The organism is Acidimangrovimonas pyrenivorans (assembly GCF_042643245.1).
GTDB lineage: Bacteria > Pseudomonadota > Alphaproteobacteria > Rhodobacterales > Rhodobacteraceae > Acidimangrovimonas > Acidimangrovimonas pyrenivorans.
Map to the genome: position 1 here is coordinate 1,351,501 of NZ_JBHRSK010000004.1, position 16,589 is coordinate 1,368,089.

General features: G+C 68.8%; 12 protein-coding genes and 1 pseudogene. 5 read left to right on the plus strand and 8 right to left on the minus strand.

The window, feature by feature from the left end; translation table 11 throughout:
• Window positions 1–3 precede the first annotated feature (3 nt).
• On the minus strand, window positions 4–1,113 hold the full coding sequence (gene ribB / locus ACFOES_RS09425) for a 3,4-dihydroxy-2-butanone-4-phosphate synthase (protein ID WP_377832982.1): 1,110 nt from the start codon (window positions 1,111–1,113) through the stop codon (window positions 4–6).
• A 240-nt stretch (window positions 1,114–1,353) separates the two neighbouring features.
• On the opposite strand from ribB, the gene ACFOES_RS09430 reads away from it, so the two are divergent.
• Window positions 1,354–2,466 (plus strand): phosphatase PAP2 family protein, encoded by a 1,113-nt coding sequence (locus tag ACFOES_RS09430; protein WP_377832983.1) that lies wholly within the window; start codon window positions 1,354–1,356, stop codon window positions 2,464–2,466.
• Here the strand turns inward: ACFOES_RS09430 and ACFOES_RS09435 are convergent.
• The 3 genes from ACFOES_RS09435 to ACFOES_RS09445 all read right to left on the minus strand — a co-directional run bounded on the left by ACFOES_RS09435 (window position 2,448) and on the right by ACFOES_RS09445 (window position 4,387).
• The gene (locus tag ACFOES_RS09435) at window positions 2,448–3,017 is read right to left on the minus strand and encodes a hypothetical protein (RefSeq protein WP_377832984.1); all 570 of its coding nucleotides are present in this window, start codon (window positions 3,015–3,017) and stop codon (window positions 2,448–2,450) included. The genes ACFOES_RS09430 and ACFOES_RS09435 overlap by 19 nt on opposite strands.
• A complete protein-coding gene (locus ACFOES_RS09440; protein WP_377832985.1) occupies window positions 3,014–3,676 on the minus strand; it encodes a riboflavin synthase in 663 nt (220 codons plus the stop codon). The genes ACFOES_RS09435 and ACFOES_RS09440 overlap by 4 nt, the downstream gene beginning before the upstream one ends.
• Before the next feature lie 84 nt (window positions 3,677–3,760).
• Window positions 3,761–4,387 carry a phosphatase PAP2 family protein gene (locus ACFOES_RS09445; RefSeq protein WP_377832986.1) on the minus strand — a complete coding sequence of 209 codons (627 nt, stop codon included), beginning with the start codon at window positions 4,385–4,387 and terminating at the stop codon, window positions 3,761–3,763.
• 423 nt (window positions 4,388–4,810) lie between these two features.
• Here ACFOES_RS09445 and ACFOES_RS09450 point away from each other — a divergent pair, with 423 nt between their 5' ends.
• From ACFOES_RS09450 to metG, 4 genes are all read left to right on the plus strand, one after another.
• The gene (locus ACFOES_RS09450; RefSeq protein ID WP_377832987.1) at window positions 4,811–6,118 is read left to right on the plus strand and encodes a capsule biosynthesis protein; all 1,308 of its coding nucleotides are present in this window, start codon (window positions 4,811–4,813) and stop codon (window positions 6,116–6,118) included.
• Between the two features lie 91 nt (window positions 6,119–6,209).
• Window positions 6,210–7,364: a polysaccharide biosynthesis/export family protein gene (locus ACFOES_RS09455; RefSeq protein WP_377832988.1), complete on the plus strand. Its 1,155-nt coding sequence runs from the start codon at window positions 6,210–6,212 to the stop codon at window positions 7,362–7,364.
• 7 nt (window positions 7,365–7,371) lie between these two features.
• Entirely contained in the window at window positions 7,372–9,411 is a 2,040-nt protein-coding gene (locus ACFOES_RS09460) for a capsular polysaccharide biosynthesis protein (protein WP_377832989.1), read from the plus strand.
• A gap of 47 nt (window positions 9,412–9,458) precedes the next feature.
• Window positions 9,459–11,177, plus strand: a complete 1,719-nt coding sequence (gene metG, locus ACFOES_RS09465) for a methionine--tRNA ligase (RefSeq protein WP_377832990.1) — start codon at window positions 9,459–9,461, stop codon at window positions 11,175–11,177.
• A 237-nt stretch (window positions 11,178–11,414) separates the two neighbouring features.
• Here the strand turns inward: metG and ACFOES_RS09470 are convergent, their stop codons facing one another.
• From ACFOES_RS09470 to ACFOES_RS09485, 4 genes and pseudogenes are all read right to left on the minus strand, one after another.
• On the minus strand, window positions 11,415–12,383 hold the full coding sequence (locus ACFOES_RS09470) for a ketopantoate reductase family protein (RefSeq protein ID WP_377832991.1): 969 nt from the start codon (window positions 12,381–12,383) through the stop codon (window positions 11,415–11,417).
• 161 nt (window positions 12,384–12,544) lie between these two features.
• Window positions 12,545–14,596 (minus strand): ATP-binding protein, encoded by a 2,052-nt coding sequence (locus tag ACFOES_RS09475; protein WP_377832992.1) that lies wholly within the window; start codon window positions 14,594–14,596, stop codon window positions 12,545–12,547.
• On the minus strand, window positions 14,499–15,569 hold the full coding sequence (locus ACFOES_RS09480; RefSeq protein ID WP_377832993.1) for an MASE1 domain-containing protein: 1,071 nt from the start codon (window positions 15,567–15,569) through the stop codon (window positions 14,499–14,501). The genes ACFOES_RS09475 and ACFOES_RS09480 overlap by 98 nt, the downstream gene beginning before the upstream one ends.
• A gap of 617 nt (window positions 15,570–16,186) precedes the next feature.
• Window positions 16,187–16,589: pseudogene (locus ACFOES_RS09485) on the minus strand (M10 family metallopeptidase); the annotation flags it as partial.

Here is a 16,589-nt window from a genome sequence, read left to right on the forward strand (position 1 = left end):
GGCTCACTCCAGCGGGATCTTGCGGGTGCCGACGATCGACAGGCCATAGGCCTCGAGCCCGACGACCTTGGGCGTCGGCGAATTGGTCAGCAGTTCCAGTTCGTGGATGCCCAGCGCCGAGAGGATCTGCGCCCCGACGCCGTATTGGCGCAGGGTCTGGGGCGAGCTCATGCCCTCGGTCACCAGCTTCATGTGGATGTCGCGCAGCAGCACCAGCGCGCCGCGGCCCTCGGCGGCGATCAGCTTCATCGCCTGGGCGAATTCCGAGGTCCGGCCCGGCCCGCCCATGCCGATGACGTCGAGGAACGGGTCGAGGGTGTGCATCCGCACCAGCACCGGGGTGTCGCCACCGAGATCGCCCTTGATCAGCGCGATATGCTCGGCGCCGTGGGTCTCGTCGGTGAAGACGCGCAGTGCCCATTCGCCGCCGAATTCCGACCGGATGACGCTCTCCTTGGTCACCTTGACCAGGTTGTCGTGGCGCCGGCGATAGGCAATGAGATCCGAGATCGTGCCGATCTTCAGCCCGTGCTTTTGGGCGAAGGCGACGAGGTCGGGCAACCGCGCCATGGTGCCGTCCTCGTTCATGATCTCGCAGATCACGCCCGAGGGGTTGAGCCCGGCCAGCCGACTGACATCCACCGCCGCCTCGGTATGGCCGGCACGGACCAGCACCCCGCCCTCGCGGGCGCGCAGCGGGAAGACATGGCCCGGCGTGGCGATGTCCTGCGGCCCCTTGGTCGGGTCGATCGCGACCGAGACGGTGCGCGCCCGGTCATGGGCCGAGATGCCGGTGGTCACGCCCTCGCGCGCCTCGATCGACATGGTGAAGGCGGTCTCGTGGCGCGACGAGTTCTTCGGGCTCATCAGTGGCAGGCCGAGCGCGTCGATGCGCTCGCCGGGCAGCGACAGGCAGATCAGGCCGCGGCCGTAGGTGGCCATGAAGTTGATCGCCGCCGGCGTCGCCATCTGGGCCGGGATCACCAGGTCGCCCTCGTTCTCGCGGTCCTCGTGATCGACGAGGATGAACATCTTGCCGTTGCGCGCGTCCTCGATGATCTCCTCGATCGACGAGACGGCGTCGGAATAATCGGTTCTGGTCGTGTCGGTCATAGCCTCACCCCTTCGAGCGGCCGAGCCTTATCCCGGCGCGCGGCAAATGGAAAGCGCCCGATTGCGCGCAGCCCCGCACAGGCGCTGTGCCGCGATGCCCCGTGATAGCCAAGCCGGCCGCGCGCGCCAAGTCGGCGGGGTGCAAACCGATCACGAGATTTGCCCCGCTCCGCCCCAAGCCGGCCATATTCGCGCGCTAGACAGGCGGCCAACGAGCGAACCGACTGCACGGGGGCAGCCATGAGCATGCAGAGCGACATCGTCCTGGCGCCGGAGGCGCTGCCGCAGCGCATCCTGCGCCGCAACGGCCTGCTGCTGGCCCTGATCGCGGCCCATCTGGCGGTGACGGCGGCGATCGCCGAGGGGCTCGGCGCCCATTTCGATCTCGGCACCTTCCGGGCGCTGTCGATGCTCTTCGGCCTGCTGATGCCGGCCTTCCTGACGCTGGTCGTGGTCTGGCGCTTCCTGGTCATGGCGGCCACGGTGCGCCCGCAGCGGCCGATCCGCTGGTTCTTCAACGACCTGCGCGGGCTGTTCCTCGACGGCGAACGGGTGCTGGAGGGGGGGGCCGTGCTCTTGGCCCTGACCCTGTTCACCGGCGCCTTCAGCTTTCTCAAGACGCTGATTCCCGTGCTCAATCCCTTCAGCTGGGACCCGACCTTTGCCCATCTCGACAAGCTCCTGCATGGCGGGGTCGCGCCCGAGCTGCTGCTGATGCGGGTCTTCGGCCATCCGCTGGCGGTGACGGTGCTGAACGCGGCCTACCAGGGCTGGTTCTTCGTCATGTTCTTCACCATCTTCGTCGCCTGTTTCTCGACCCGCGACCGCGCCGCCCGGGCCACCGTGCTGGTCGCCTTCGTGCTGACCTGGGCGCTCGGCGGCAACCTGCTGGCGACCGTCTTCTCCTCGGCCGGGCCGGTCTATTACGGCCGCCTCGGCTTCGGTCATGAATACGACGCGCTGACCGCCACCCTGGCCGCCTTCAACAAGGTCAGCCCGGTCTGGTCGCTCGAGGTCCAGCAGATGCTCTGGGACGGCTATCTCGGCCGCGGCCCGGTGGCGGGCATCTCGGCCTTTCCCTCGATGCATGTCGCCAGCACCACCCTGATCGCGCTCTACGCGATGCGGCGCGGCCGCCTGGCCGGCTGGCTGGCCGCCGGCTTCCTGCTGATGATCGCGCTGGCGGCGGTGATTCTCGCCTGGCATTACGCGGTCGACGTCTATGCCGGGGCGACGCTGGCGCTGGTTTTCTGGGCGCTGGCGGCCAAGCTGACCGGCGACACCGCGCCCTGGGGCGTTCGGCGGGCCGCGCGGCGCGCCGCCCGGGCCGTCGCTCAGGCGGTGGCGAAGTAACGCTCGGCCGGCAGGTAGCCGGCCAGCCCCGCCGCCGCGCACCACTCCCGTTCCAGCGCCATGTCGCCGACCAGGATGACGCGGTCGCCCGGCAGCTTCGCCGGATCGAGCGCCGCGCGCAGCGCCTGCCGGGCCGTGCCCCAACTGGCCAACGCGTCGGGCGCGCGATGGGCGGCGTCGATCGCCGGCGCCGCCGCCGCCAGCGCCGCCTGCACCTGCAGCGGCGCCTGGGCCAGAGCGATCCGCAGGCAATCCCGCATCGCGCCCAGCTTCTCGGCCCGGTCCCCGGGCAGCGCCGGCCGCGGCGGCAAGAGCCGCAAAGCGTTCGAGGAGAACAGGAAGGCGACGACGTCATGGCCCGAGGCCGCCCGCAGCGAGGCATAGGTGGTGTAGTCGAGCCCGAGCTCGGCCGCGCGCTTGACCCGCATCCGGACGATCTCGATCGGCATCGTCTTCGGCAGCAGCTCGGCCCGCGCCCTGGTCCAGCAATGCTTGCGCCAGCTCTGGCCCGGTTCCAGCGCCGGACCGCGGTTATGGCCGATGGTGCTCATGCGCCCCATTCCTGCAGCCGGGCGACATAGCGCGCCAGCGTGTCGATCTCGAGATTGACCGCATCGCCGACCCGGGCCTCGCCCCAGGTCGTCACCTGCTTGGTATGGGGGATGATGTTGACGCCGAACTCGCGGCCCTCGACCTCGTTGACGGTCAGCGAGGTCCCGTTCAGCGCCACCGAGCCCTTGGGCGCGATGAAGCGCGCCAGCGCCTCGGGGGCGCGGAAGGTGAAGCGGGTGCTGTCGCCCTCGTCGCGCATCGCGACGATCTCGGCGACGCCGTCGACATGGCCCGAGACGATATGCCCGCCCAGCTCGTCGCCGACCTTCAGTGCCCGTTCAAGGTTGATCCGCTTGCCCTCGCCCCAGCCGTTGCGGCCGATATTCGTCTTCGACACGGTCTCGGCCGAGATCTCGACCTCGAACCAGCCTTCCGGACGCGCTCGAGGTCCGGACGTTACCTGCGTCTGGAAACCCTCCGACACAATGTCAGTGCCTGTTCCGGTGGCGATGACGGTCAGGCAGACCCCGTCGCAGGCGATCGAGGCGCCGATGTCGATGCCGGCGACGTCGTAGGAGGTGGCGATGCGGGCCTGCAGGTCGCCGCGCTGCTCGAGCGCGATGATCCGGCCGATATCGGTGATGATGCCTGTGAACATGAGCCGTCCTTTCGCTCCGATTCACCTAGCCGGCCCGGTCGGCGCTGGCAAGCGCCGCGCCCCCTGCCCGGCCGCCTCCGGGGTTCAGCCGCGCGCCACGGCCCATCTTTCGCGCGCCTTGCGCCACAGCGCCATGGTCCCGCCCCCCAACGCCACGCCGACGAGGCCGCCGGCCAGCACGTCGCTGAGGAAATGCCACCGGCCCATCATCAGGCCGACGGTCAGCACCGCCATCGCCCCGGCATAGAGCCAGCGCCCGCGCGGGAAATAGACCCACAGGACCGTCAGGATCGCCGCCGCCCGGGCGGCATGGCCGGAGGGGAAGGAATCGTTCCCGCTGTTGCTGCTGAACCAGCGAAAGGCGTAGCGGCCGCTCTTGAGGTAGTCGATGGGCACGATGCGGCCGAAGAACGGCTTGAGCAGGTCGTGGGTCAGCCATAGCGCCAGCAGCGCCGCGATCCCCGCCAGCATCGCCGCCTCGACCCATTTCGGCAGGCGCCGACCGGCGATCAGGAAGGCGGCCCCGGCCAGCACCCCGGCCACGGCCAGCGTGGACATCACCGGCAGCCGCACCGCCGCGTTGTTGAACAGCGCGTGGCCGAGGGCGAACGCGCCCATGAACCTGGCCAGCGGGCGATCGATCCAGGCGATGCAGGCGACGATCACCGCAAGCACGGCAAGGCAGAGAAGAAGCGGGCGGCGCTGGGGCATCGGCGAGGGCGTATCCGGGCTGGCGATGGGTGCAGTGGCGGGGCGCGGTGGCGAACGGGTCTTGCCTCAGCTAATTGCCGCAGGCCGCCTGATCAATCGCTGACGGTCGATCGGCCGGGCGATCCTATGTCCGTCGGCGGCATTCCGCATTCACTTCCCCGTCAACCCCTCGCCTCTCCGTCAGCCCCTCCAGCGTAAGCCCCTCCCCCTCAGCCCCTCCCCCTCAGCTCCTCCCCCTCAGCTCCTCCCCGTCTTCCTTCCCGCGCCTTCCGGCCAGACCGGCGCCGGAATGCCGCGAAGCCGTCGCGCCGCCGCCCCAATGCTGCCGCCGGGCCGCGCCAGACTGGCGAAAAGGCGTGACAAGCGGGACGCTTGCGGGCAGAGGAGACAGGCCCGGCAACGACAGGCCGGGAAAACGTGACGATGAGCAAGACGATCGTGCAAGAGATTACGGGCAGCGACCGGCGGTTCCTGTTCCTGCAGGGGCCGCACGGGCCGTTCTTCAACCGGCTGGGCGCGATGCTGCGCGCCGCCGGGGCCAAGGTCTGGCGGGTCGGCTTCAACCGCGGCGACCAGGTCTTCTGGCGCGACCGCGACAGCTACATCCCCTATCTCGGCACGCCCGAGGACTGGCCCGAGACCTTCCGCGCCCTGATCGCCGATTACGGCGTTACCGACATCGTCCTTTACGGCGACACCCGCCCGATCCACGCCACCGCGGTCGAGATCGCCCGCGACGCCGGCCTCACCGTCCATGTCTTCGAGGAAGGCTACCTGCGGCCCTACTGGGTGAGTTACGAGCGCGGCGGCGCCAACGGTCATTCGCGGCTGATGGAGATGACCATCGCGCAGATGCAGGCGGCGCTGGCCCAGCTCGACATGGAACTGCCCGACGCGCCGGCGCGCTGGGGCGACATGCGCCACCACATCTTCTACGGCGCGCTCTACCATTTCCAGGTCATGGCCCGGAACGGGCGCTACCGCAATTTCCGCCCCCACCGCGCCATCGGCGTCGGGCGCGAGTTCCGGCTCTACCTGCGCCGCCTGATGCTGATGCCGGCCCATGCCGTCGAGCGCATCGCCGAGACCCAGCGCATCAAGCTGGGCGGCTTTCCCTATCACCTGGTGCTGCTGCAGCTGGAACACGACGCCAGCTTCGTCATGCACTCGCCCTTCGCCACGATGACCGAGTTCATCGAGCTTTGCATCGACGGCTTCGCCAAGGGCGCCGCGCCGCATCATCACCTTGTTTTCAAGGCCCATCCGCTGGAAGACGGCCGGGTGCCGGTGGCGCGCGAGATCCGGCGGCTGGCGGCCGCGCACGGCGTCGCCAACCGGGTCCATTTCGTCCGGGGCGGCAAGCTGGCCGGGCTGCTCAACCACGCCCGCAGCGCCGTCACGGTCAACTCCACCGCCGCCCAGCAGGTGCTGTGGCGCGGGCTGCCGCTCAAGGTCTTCGGCGACGCGGTCTATGCCAAGCCCGAATTCGTCTCGACCCAGCCGCTGCCCGAATTCTTCGCCCGGCCCTCGCGCCCCGACAGCCGTGCCTATCGCGACTACCGCCACTACCTGCTGGAAACCTCGCAGGTGCCCGGCGGCTTCTACTCGTCGCGCGGCCGGCGCGAGCTGCTGCGCCAGGTGGTCGACATGATGCTGGCGCCGGAAGACCCCTATGACGCGCTGCGCTCGGGCAACGCGGCGCCGAGGCAACAGTTGCGGTTGGTGAAGTAGCCCGGTAACTGGACTCTGGCTTTTTGTCACCGGTTTCTGTAGGGTTACCGAAAAAAGCTGAGGCAGAATTCCATAACAAGGAGCCCGGGCAGTGAAAATCATGCATTCCCGAGGGGCCAGATTGCTGGCCCTTGCGGCGCTTGTGGCGACGGTCGCGGCCTGCGGGCTGCCGCGCCCCGGCCCGAACAAGCGCGAAATCTACGCCGGCTCGGTCCAGCGTAAGGGCGACGCCTTCGTCGTCGAGGTCAACAGCCGTGTCACCCGCGCCACCGCGGTGGTGCCGGCGCTCGGCTTCACCGACGCGTTCAAGCATGCCCGGAAGATCGGCTCCGACACGATCAGCCCCGGCGACAAGCTGGGCATCTCGGTCTACGAGAACGTCACCGATCCGCTGCTCGGCGCACGCGGCCAGAAGGTCTCGCAACTGGCCGAGACCAAGGTCGACGGGCAGGGCTATATCTTCGTGCCCTATGCCGGGCGCATCAAGGCCGCCGGCAACTCGGTCGAGGCGCTGCGCCAGGCGATCACCCGCAAGCTCGACACCCAGACCCCCGACCCGCAGGTCTCGGTCATCCGCCTGCCCGGCGACGGCTCGACCGTCACCGTCGAGGGCGGCGTGACCGGACAGGGCGTCTACCCGATCGACGCCTCGACCCGCACCCTCGCCTCGATGCTGGCCAAGGCCGGCGGTGTCTCGATCCAGCCCTCGGTGGCGCTGGTCAGCGTCACCCGCGGCAAGACGGTGGGCAAGATCTGGCTCCAGGACCTCTACGACAATCCCAGCCTCGACATCGCGCTGCGGCCCGGCGACCGGATCACGGTCGAGAAGGACCGCCGCTCGTTCACCGCGCTCGGCGCCACCGGCACCCAGACCCGGGTCCCGTTCGACACCGCGACGCTGTCGGCGATCGAGGCGATCGCCCAGGTCGGCGGCCTGACCTCGAACTACGCCGATCCGACCGGCGTCTTCATCTTCCGCAACGAGCCGGCCGAGATCGCCAATGCCGTGCTGGGCCGCCACGACCTGGTCGGCGATCAGCGCCTGATCTACGTGCTCGACCTGACCAAGCCGCTGGGCATGTTCAACGCCCGCGACTTCGTGATCCGCGATGGCGACACCGTCTACGTCACCGAGGCGCCCTTCGTGCAATGGCGCAAGACGCTGTCGGCCCTGACCGGCACCGCCGGCTCCGTGAGCTCGCTCCAGTCGGCGACGAGTTCGCTCAAGTCGGCGACGGGTCTGTAAGGCCCGGATGACCGATAGCGACGACGACATGGCCGCCGGGGAGGAGACTTCCCGGCGGCTTTTCTGTTACGCCGGCGGTCTGCTGCGCCCGGGCCGGGTGCGCCGCATCCTGACCCTGGCCGGGCTGCGCCCGGTGCTCGGCCTGCCCGGGCCGGACGATCCGGTCGGCGTCTGGGGCCGCAGCCCGCTGGCCGCCCGCGGCGAGAAGATGGCCGCCCGCCAGAACAGCCCGATCATCCGCATCGAGGACGCCTTCCTGCGCTCGATCCGCCCCGGCCGCGCCGGCGAGCCGCCGCTGGGCCTGCTGATCGACCGCAAGGGCGTGCATTTCGACGCCTCGGTTCCCAGCGAGCTCGAGGAACTGCTGGCGACGCATCCGCTCGACGATTCCGCCCTGCTCGACCGGGCCCGCGACGGCATCGGCCGGCTGATCGCCGCGGACCTGGCGAAATACAACGCCCACGATCCCGACCTGCGCGCGCCCGATCCGGGCTACGTGCTGGTGGTCGACCAGCTGCGCGGCGATGCCTCGGTGCGCCATAGCGGCGTGCCCGAAACCATGTTCCGCGAGATGCTGGTCTTCGCCCAGGAGGAGCATCCCGGCTGCCGGGTGCTGATCAAGACCCACCCCGAGACCGCCGACGGCCACCGCCCCGGCCATTACGGGCCCGAGCACGAGAGCGACCGGGTCAAGCTGTTCACCGATCCGGTTTCGCCCTGGCAACTGCTCGACGGCGCCGTCGGCGTCTATACCGTGTCGTCGCAGCTCGGCTTCGAGGCGATCTTCGCCGGCCATCGGCCGCGGGTCTTCGGCCAGCCCTTCTATGCCGGCTGGGGCCTGACCGAGGACGAGACCCCGGTGCCGCGCCGCGAGCGCCGGCTGACCCGGGCCCAGCTGTTCGCCGCGGCGATGATCCTCTACCCGACCTGGTACGATCCCTGCCGCGACCGGCTGTGCAGCTTCGAGGAGGCAGTCGATCACCTCGAGGCCCGGGTCCGCGCCTGGCGCGAGGACCGGGCGGGCCATGTCGGCACCGGCATGCGGCTGTGGAAGCGCGGTCCCCTGCAGAAGCTCTTCGGCCGCGAGAAGCGGATGGTCTTCGACGACGACCCGCCCCGGGCCGTCGCCCGGGCCCGGCGCGAGGGCCGCGGCCTGATGGTCTGGGCCGGCAAGGAGGTGCCCGAACTCCATGCCGGCCTGCCGCTGCTGCGGATCGAGGACGGTTTCCTGCGCTCGCGCGGGCTGGGCGCGCAGCTGGTGCCGCCGCTGTCGCTGGTCACCGATGACAGCGGCATCTACTACGACCCGGAGCGCGAGAGCCGGCTCGAACGCCTGATTTCGGCCGATCCGCCCCCGGGTGGCGAACGCCGGGCCGAGCGGTTGGTGACCGGACTGATCCGAGCGCGCTTGTCGAAATACAACATCGGCGGCGCGACACTTGACCTGCCAACAGGCCGCCGTATCCTGTTGCCGGGCCAAGTGGAAAATGACGCCTCGATCCGTTTCGGCGCCGGCGAAATCCGCACCAATCTTGCCCTTCTGGAACATACCCGCGCCGCGAACCCCGATGCGGTGCTGATCTACAAGCCGCACCCGGATGTCGAGGCCGGGCTGCGCGACGGGGCGGTGCCGGAGGCCGAGCTGAGCCGCCTCGCCGATGTCGTCGCCACTCACGCCGACCCGATCGCGCTGATCGACGCCTGCGACGAGGTCTGGACCATGACCTCACTGCTGGGCTTCGAGGCGCTGATCCGGGGCAAGCCCGTCACCTGCCTCGGCGCCCCGTTCTATGCCGGCTGGGGCCTGACCACCGATCTCGGCCCGGTCCCCGCCCGGCGCAAGGCCCGGCCGAGCCTGGCCGCCCTCGCCCATGCCGCCCTGATCGCCTATCCGCGCTATTTCGACCCGGTCAGCGGCTTGCCCTGCCCGCCCGAGGTGGTGGCCGAACGCCTGGCTTCCGGCCCCCTGCCCCGGCCCGGCCCGGGCAACCGGCTGCTGGCGAAACTGCAGGGCGCCTTCGCCAGCCACGCCCGGCTCTGGCGCTGACCCACGTCCTGCGATAAACGGGCGCCGAGACAAGCGAAGGGCAGATCATGGCACGGATTCTCATCACCTCGGCCATTCCCTATATCAACGGGATCAAACACCTCGGCAACCTCGTCGGCAGCCAGTTGCCCGCCGACCTCTACGCGCGCTACATGCGCGGCCGCGGCAACGAGGTGATGTTCATCTGCGCCACCGACGAGCACGGCACCCCGGCCGAGCTGGCCGCCGCCAAGGCCGGCAAGCCGGTCGCCGAATACTGCGCCGAGATGCACGAGGTGCAGAAGGAGCTCGCCGCCGGCTTCCGCCTCTCCTTCGATCATTTCGGCCGCTCCTCGAGCCAGCGCAACCACAGGCTCACCCAGCATTTCGCCGGCCAGCTGGCCGCCAACGGGCTGATCCGCGAGGTGACGGAAAAGCAGGTCTACTCGATCGACGACGGCCGCTTCCTGCCGGACCGCTATATCGAGGGCACCTGCCCCAATTGCGGCTACGAGAGCGCCCGCGGCGACCAGTGCGACAACTGCACCAAGCAGCTCGACCCGACCGACCTGATCAACCCGCATTCGACGATCTCGGGCTCGACCAACCTCGAGGTGCGCGAGACCAAGCACCTCTACCTGTGCCAGTCGCAGATGCGCGAGCGTCTCGAGGCCTGGATCGACAGCAAGACCGACTGGCCGATCCTGACCACCTCGATCGCCAAGAAATGGCTGCATGACGGCGACGGGCTGCAGGACCGCGGCATCACCCGCGATCTCGACTGGGGCATCCCGGTCAAGAAGGGCGAGGAGGACTGGCCGGGTATGGAGGGCAAGGTCTTCTACGTCTGGTTCGACGCCCCGATCGAGTATATCGCGGCCACCGCCGAATGGGCCGATGCCAACGGGCTGGACGAGGCCGCGTGGCGGCGCTGGTGGCGGACCGACGAGGGCGCCGAGGACGTGCGCTATGTCGAGTTCATGGGCAAGGACAACGTGCCCTTCCACACCCTGTCCTTCCCGGCCACGATCATGGGCTCGGGCGAGCCGTGGAAGCTGGTCGATTACATCAAGTCGTTCAACTACCTGAACTACGATGGCGGCCAGTTCAGCACCTCGCGCGGGCGCGGCGTGTTCATGGACCAGGCGCTGAGCATCCTGCCGTCGGATTACTGGCGCTGGTGGCTGCTGAGCCACGCGCCCGAGAACAGCGATGCGGAATTCACCTGGGAGAATTTCCAGGCCTCGGTGAACAAGGACCTGGCCGACGTGCTGGGCAATTTCGTCAGCCGGATCACCAAGTTCTGCCGGTCGAAATTCGGCGAGGTGGTGCCGGAAGGCGGTGCCTATGGACAGGCCGAGGCGGAGCTGATCGCCGAACTGACCAGCCGCAGCCGGGCCTATGAAGAGCACATGGAGGCGATGGAGATCCGCAAGGCGGCGGGCGAACTGCGCGCGATCTGGGTCGCCGGAAACGAATATCTGCAATCCGCGGCGCCCTGGGCGACCTTCAAGACCGACCCGGAACAGGCGGCGGCGCAGGTGCGGCTGGGGCTCAACCTGATCCGGCTCTATGCCGTGCTCTCCCGCCCCTTCATCCCCGACGCCGCAGCGACGATGATGGCGGCGATGGGCTGCGACGACTGGAGCTGGCCCGGCGACATCGCCGAGGCGCTGACCGCCCTGCCCGCCGGCCACACCTTCACCGTGCCCGAGGTGATGTTCCGCAAGATCACCGACGACGAGCGCGAGGAATGGCAGACCCGCTTCGCCGGGGTGCGGGACTGAGGCGGAAGCGGCGGGGCTGACCGCCAGCGCCTGCGGCAGGCACATTTCCTGAACGAAGCAGCCGCCTTCACCAAGCGAGACGCGCAGCGCCTGCCCGTGGGGAGGCGCTGCGCGGCGGCTGCGCCTTGATTCCGCGCCACCAGCGCGCCGCAACCGATGTCATTCAGGGCCACATGCCAGTCGGAAGTTCCGGCAACACCCTTCAGGCCCGCCGTTTCGGGTGCTGAAGCAGACCCCCTATAGCCCCAGCGCCGCCGCCACCTCTTCGCGCGGCACCGAGCCCGGCGCCCGGCCTTCGGCCAGCATCCGCGCCGCCAGCCGGGTGAAATAGGCGTTCGCCGGGGTCGGCACGCCATGCAGCCGGCCCAGCAGCACGATCTCGCCATTGAGGAAGTCGGTCTCGATCGAGCCGGCGCCGCGGGCGAGGCTCTGGGCGGTCGAGCTGCCGACGCTGGCGGCGCCCTCGACAGGCAGGATCTTCAGCAGTTCCTGGCGCCGCGGATCGGCGTCGCCGACCTCCTGCCAGCCGATCCCGGCCGCCGTCAGTACCGCCTCGGCCTCGGCCCGCAGCAGCGCCTTGACGTCGGCGGACTCGGCCTCGCGCCCCATCGCCGCGCCGACGATATTGGCCAGGTTGAGGATCAGCTTGCCGTATTTGCTGGCCATGACGTCCTCGGTGACGAAGCCGGCGATGCCGACCGGCGTCAGGAGCTCGGCCAGCGCCCGGTCTGCCTCATCCGCCCCGCCGGGGAAGCAGCCGATATCGAAGATGCCCTCGCAGGGGCTGCCGAAGGCGGCGATCTCGCCGGGGACGACGAACTCGGCCGGCAGCAGCACCGTCACGCCATGGACATTGGGGAAGCGGCGCAGGGCGAGGCGTTCGTTCTCGACCCCGTTCTGCAGGCAAAAGACCGGCTGTTCGTCGACCCCCGCCAGCCGCAGCTGGGCCAGCGCCGCCTCGGTGTCCTGGGTCTTGGTGCACAGCAGCACCGCGTCGTCGGGGCGCCAGTCGATCTCGTCCGGCGCCGCCACCACCGGCAGTTCGGCGACCCGCACGCCCTGCGGCGAGCGCAGGGTCAGGCCCTTGTCCCGGATCGCCTCGAGCTGGCGGCCGCGGGCGATGCCGATCACCTCCTGCCCCGCCAGCGCCAACAGCGCCCCGACCGTGCCGCCGATCGCGCCGACCCCCACTATCACCACCCGCATCGCGTTCTCCTGCCGTCCGCTGGTCACCTGTCGGCGGCACCATGGCGCCTGCCACGGGGATGGTCCAGAGCGGGGCGGCGGCAAAACGCGGGCCGCGGCCGGCCCTGCCCAATGCCTGGGCAGGACCGCCGCCGAAAACGGCCGCAAGCGGGCGGCGGCGCCTAGGCGGCCGCGGCGATCGGGAAGCGGAACCAGAAGGTGGTCTGGACATTCGGCTCGGAGTCGAAGCCGATCGTGCCGCCCATCTTCTCGACGATCTCTTTCGAGATCACCAGGCCGAGCCCCGTCCCCTCGCGGTCGCGGGTCGAGGACGACGCCGCCTGCGAGAACGGCCTGAAGATGCGGCTGCGGAACTCGGACGGGATGCCGCGACCATGGTCGGTGACCGAGACCCGGGCGTAGCGCCGCTTCCCCTCGGCCTCACGCTCCAATGTGATCTCGATCTGGCCGCCCTCGGGCGAGAACTTGGCCGCGTTCGACATCAGGTTGGCCATCACCTGCTTGAAGCGGTTGGGGTCGATCTCGGCCGCGAGCGGAGCTTCGGGCAGGCTCAGCTCGAACCGGACCCCGAACCGCTTGGCATAGGCGTCGGTCTCGCTCACCGCCTCTTTCATCACCGTGCCGACATCGGCCTGCACGGTCTCCAGCGTGATGTTGCCCGAGGCGAGTTTCTGCATGTCCAGCAGGTCGTTGACCAGAGAGCCGAGGCGCTTGGCATTGTTCTGGGCGATGTCGAGCATATGCCTGGCCTTGTCGGGCATCTGATCGGACATGGTGCCGAGGATCAGCGCGATCGAGCCGCTGATCGAGGTCAGCGGCGTGCGCAACTCGTGGCTGACGGTGGCGACGAAATCGCCCTTGAGCCGCTCCAGCCGCTTGCGCTCGGTGATATCGACGACCTGGAAGATGATCTTGGGCGCCTGCCCCGGTCCGGGTTGCAGGCGCGAGGCGGTGACGATGCCGAAGACCTCGGCGCCGTCGGGCCGCACATAGTGCAGTTCCGAGGTGAAGGACTGATCGCCGCCGGTCCAGAAAGCCCGCAGCGAGGCATCGAAATCGTGGATATCGCGGATGTTCGGCAACTCCCGCGCCTTGAAGCCGACAAGCGCCTCCTTCGGATGGCCGACGAAGGCGCAGAAGGCGTCGTTGACGATCAGGAACGTGCTATCGCGCCCCAGCACCGACATCGCCACCGGCGCGTTCTCGATCAGCGAGGACAGCTCCCGCTCGCGCTCTTCCGCCAGCTCGAACGCCTCTTTCAGCGGCGTGACATCGGTCATCGTCCCCAGCAGGCGCAGCGGCCGGCCGTCCTCGTCGCGATCGACGACATGGGCACTGTCGCGCATCCAGTGCCAGATTCCGTTGGGTGCCCGTAGCCGATATTCGTGTTGCAACAAGGCGCTCCGCCCGGCCAGCAGGTCGGCCTGGGCCGCCTCGAATCCCGGCCGGTCGTCGGGATGGATCCGCGCGCGCCACTCGGCCTCGGGGTCGAGTGCGGCTTCCGGGCTATCGACGCCGATCATCTGGTTCCAGAACTCGGAGGTGACCCCCTTGCGATGCGCAAGATCGACGTCGAAAACGCCGATCTGGCTGCCTTCCATCGCCAGCAACCAGCGCCGTTCGGCCTCTCTGACCTTCTTTTCGCGGTCCGTCAGCGCCTGGATCAGCCCCGTGGTCAGAGCGGTCAACAGAAACCCGCCATAGAGCACCAGCGCCGCTGTCCGGTCGGCGATCGCCGTCTCGAACCACGGCGTGCTTTGCCAGGCGAAACGCCAGACCCGCTTGAACGCGTCGGCGAATTCGGTCACATGAAAGCGTGCTTCGTGGCGGTCGTCATGGACAAAGACAGTCTCGAACCTGTTGGGCGCGCGGCCAGTCTGGCCGTAGGCGACCGAGGCGAGACTCGCGCCCTCGGCCTCCTTCTCGACGTCCTGGCCGAAGATCCTCTCCGGCGCGACAAGAAGGAAGGCCCAGCCGATCAGCGCCCTGCGCCGCAGCTCCGGCGTATCGTCGGGCAGGTTGTGGTGGAAGGCGGGCTGCAGCAGCATGATCTGGCGGACCGGCCGATGGCCGGGCGCGGACAGCGTGACAGGGGCGATCGTCGCCTGCCCCGTGTCATAGGCCATCTTGGCGGCGGCCTCGACCTCCTTGTCCAGATGCAGCGTCAGCCCGCGCAGGGCCTCGCCGCCCGGCATCGGCTCGAAATGCTGCACCCACAGTTTCTGCCCCTTTCCCCCCCCCCGGGAAGGTGACCGGCAACACCGCCGCGGGCCTCGTGGGCCGGATCAGGCCGAAACCGTCCATCCCGCCCAGTAGATAGATCGGATCGGGATTGCGCATGTGGCTCATGCCGTTCATCGGGTTTTCGGGCTCATGGCCGATGTCGAGCGCCGCCGCGTTCAGGACCGCCTTGAGCGAGACATATTCATGCAGCAGATGGCTGCCGCCGCGGTTCACAGCCCCTGCGAACAGCTTGCGGTTCTTCGCGACATCGGTGGTGTTGATCGCATGCGACAGGGATAAGGTGAGGATCAGCCCGACCGTGGCCGCAAGGGCCGCAAGCTGGCTCAAGCTCGGCAGCGGGTGGCCGTTCCAGCGCAGCCGCCGCCAGCGGGTGGTCGGCCAGGTCAGGAAGAGCGGCAGCACGAGCAGCACGCCCAGCATGTCGCCGATCCACCACTCCAGCACCACCGAAGACAGCGGCGCCTCCGTGACGACATCCCCGAGATAGAGGCCAAGCCCGCCCAGCGCCGCCGCCGCCGCGCAGGAAAGCGGACCGGTATAGACCGCCAGCTCGACCCAGTCCCGCGCCGCGTCCAGCCGCACCGGGTCACGTCCGAAGCGGCGCTCGATCAGGGTGACGGCGAGGTAGGCCTGCACTGTCGCCGCCGCCGCACCGACCAGCGGCGGCGCCAGCAACGGCGCGGGAAGCGTCGGGTCCAGCCGAATGGCGCTGTCGACCGTGTGGACGATCAGGAACCCGAGCGGGATACCCGGCCAGAGCTGCCGCCCTCCGCCAAGCAGCACTGCCGTCGCGAGCCCGGCGGCCGGCCACAGCTCGACCAGTTCCATCGGCACGTCGAGCAGGAAAAGGCCCAGGATCGAGAAAAGCGCGTAGCCCAGGGCAACAGCCGCGATCCGGACCGGCAAGCTCGACCTGAATTTCTGCAGGGCCGTCACGTTCATCTGTACTCAAACCTCCCGTAGGTTACTGGCCTCTGCGCACCGGGCGTCCGCCCCCGGATGACCGGGGTTGCCCGATTGCGCTTTCCGCTCACCGTCATGGCATCCAGCCGGCACCCGGAACCAGACGGCGATTCTCTCGATCGCGCCGGAACCCGCCCAGACCCGTGACCTGTCAGAGATCAGGGTGAACTATCAGAGCGCACTTGCGGTCATATTGAGACAGGTCAATTGCGGCCATCTTCAGGCTGGATTTTGCCATCTATCTGGTTTCGCGTGAAAACAGGCGCGCGGCCCCCCGGAAAACCGCCGACTGGCCTCGGGCGGCGGATGCCGCCGGGGGGGGGGATCGCCGGCCGCGCCCTCGGGGCAGGCAGAGGACGGGGCGCCGCGCCCGGCGCCGCCGTGACGGTGTCCTGTTGCTGGTACCCGCGGCCGGATTCGAACCGGCACGCCTTGCGGCTAGGGATTTTAAGTTGTCGCGATCTTGCCGGCATTCAGCAGCTTGCAGCGTCACCTTCCCCCAAGCCCGCGCGGAACGAACCATGAAAGGGGGAAGTGCTCTCTCTGGGGCCCTTCCCTGAATATCTGCCGCCATGGTCAAGCATCTCTTGATGCCGTCATCCGATGACTAGGTCATTCACAAGCTGTGAGGGATTGGCGACACCAGAAAGGGTCAGCACATCGCCGTTGCCGAAGTCTAGAACTACACTATTGCCATCGACATGGGCGTAGTCCGTGATGACCTCGCTCACGGACAGGCCGCCGGACCACAGATCCTCGTGTAGCTTGATCTGGTCAACGTCGTCGGTGAAATCAGTGACGTGGTCTTGCCCAAATCCTTTGCCAAAGACGAAGGTGTCGCCACCATCCCCGCCGGTTAGCGTATCGGCACCGGCCCCACCATTGAGCAAGTCGGCACCGGCCCCACCAAATACCCGGTCTGATCCCAGACCAGCGAAAATGCGATCCGCTCCGCGATCACCGAAGAACAGGTCGGCCCCGCCGCCTCCCTGAATGACA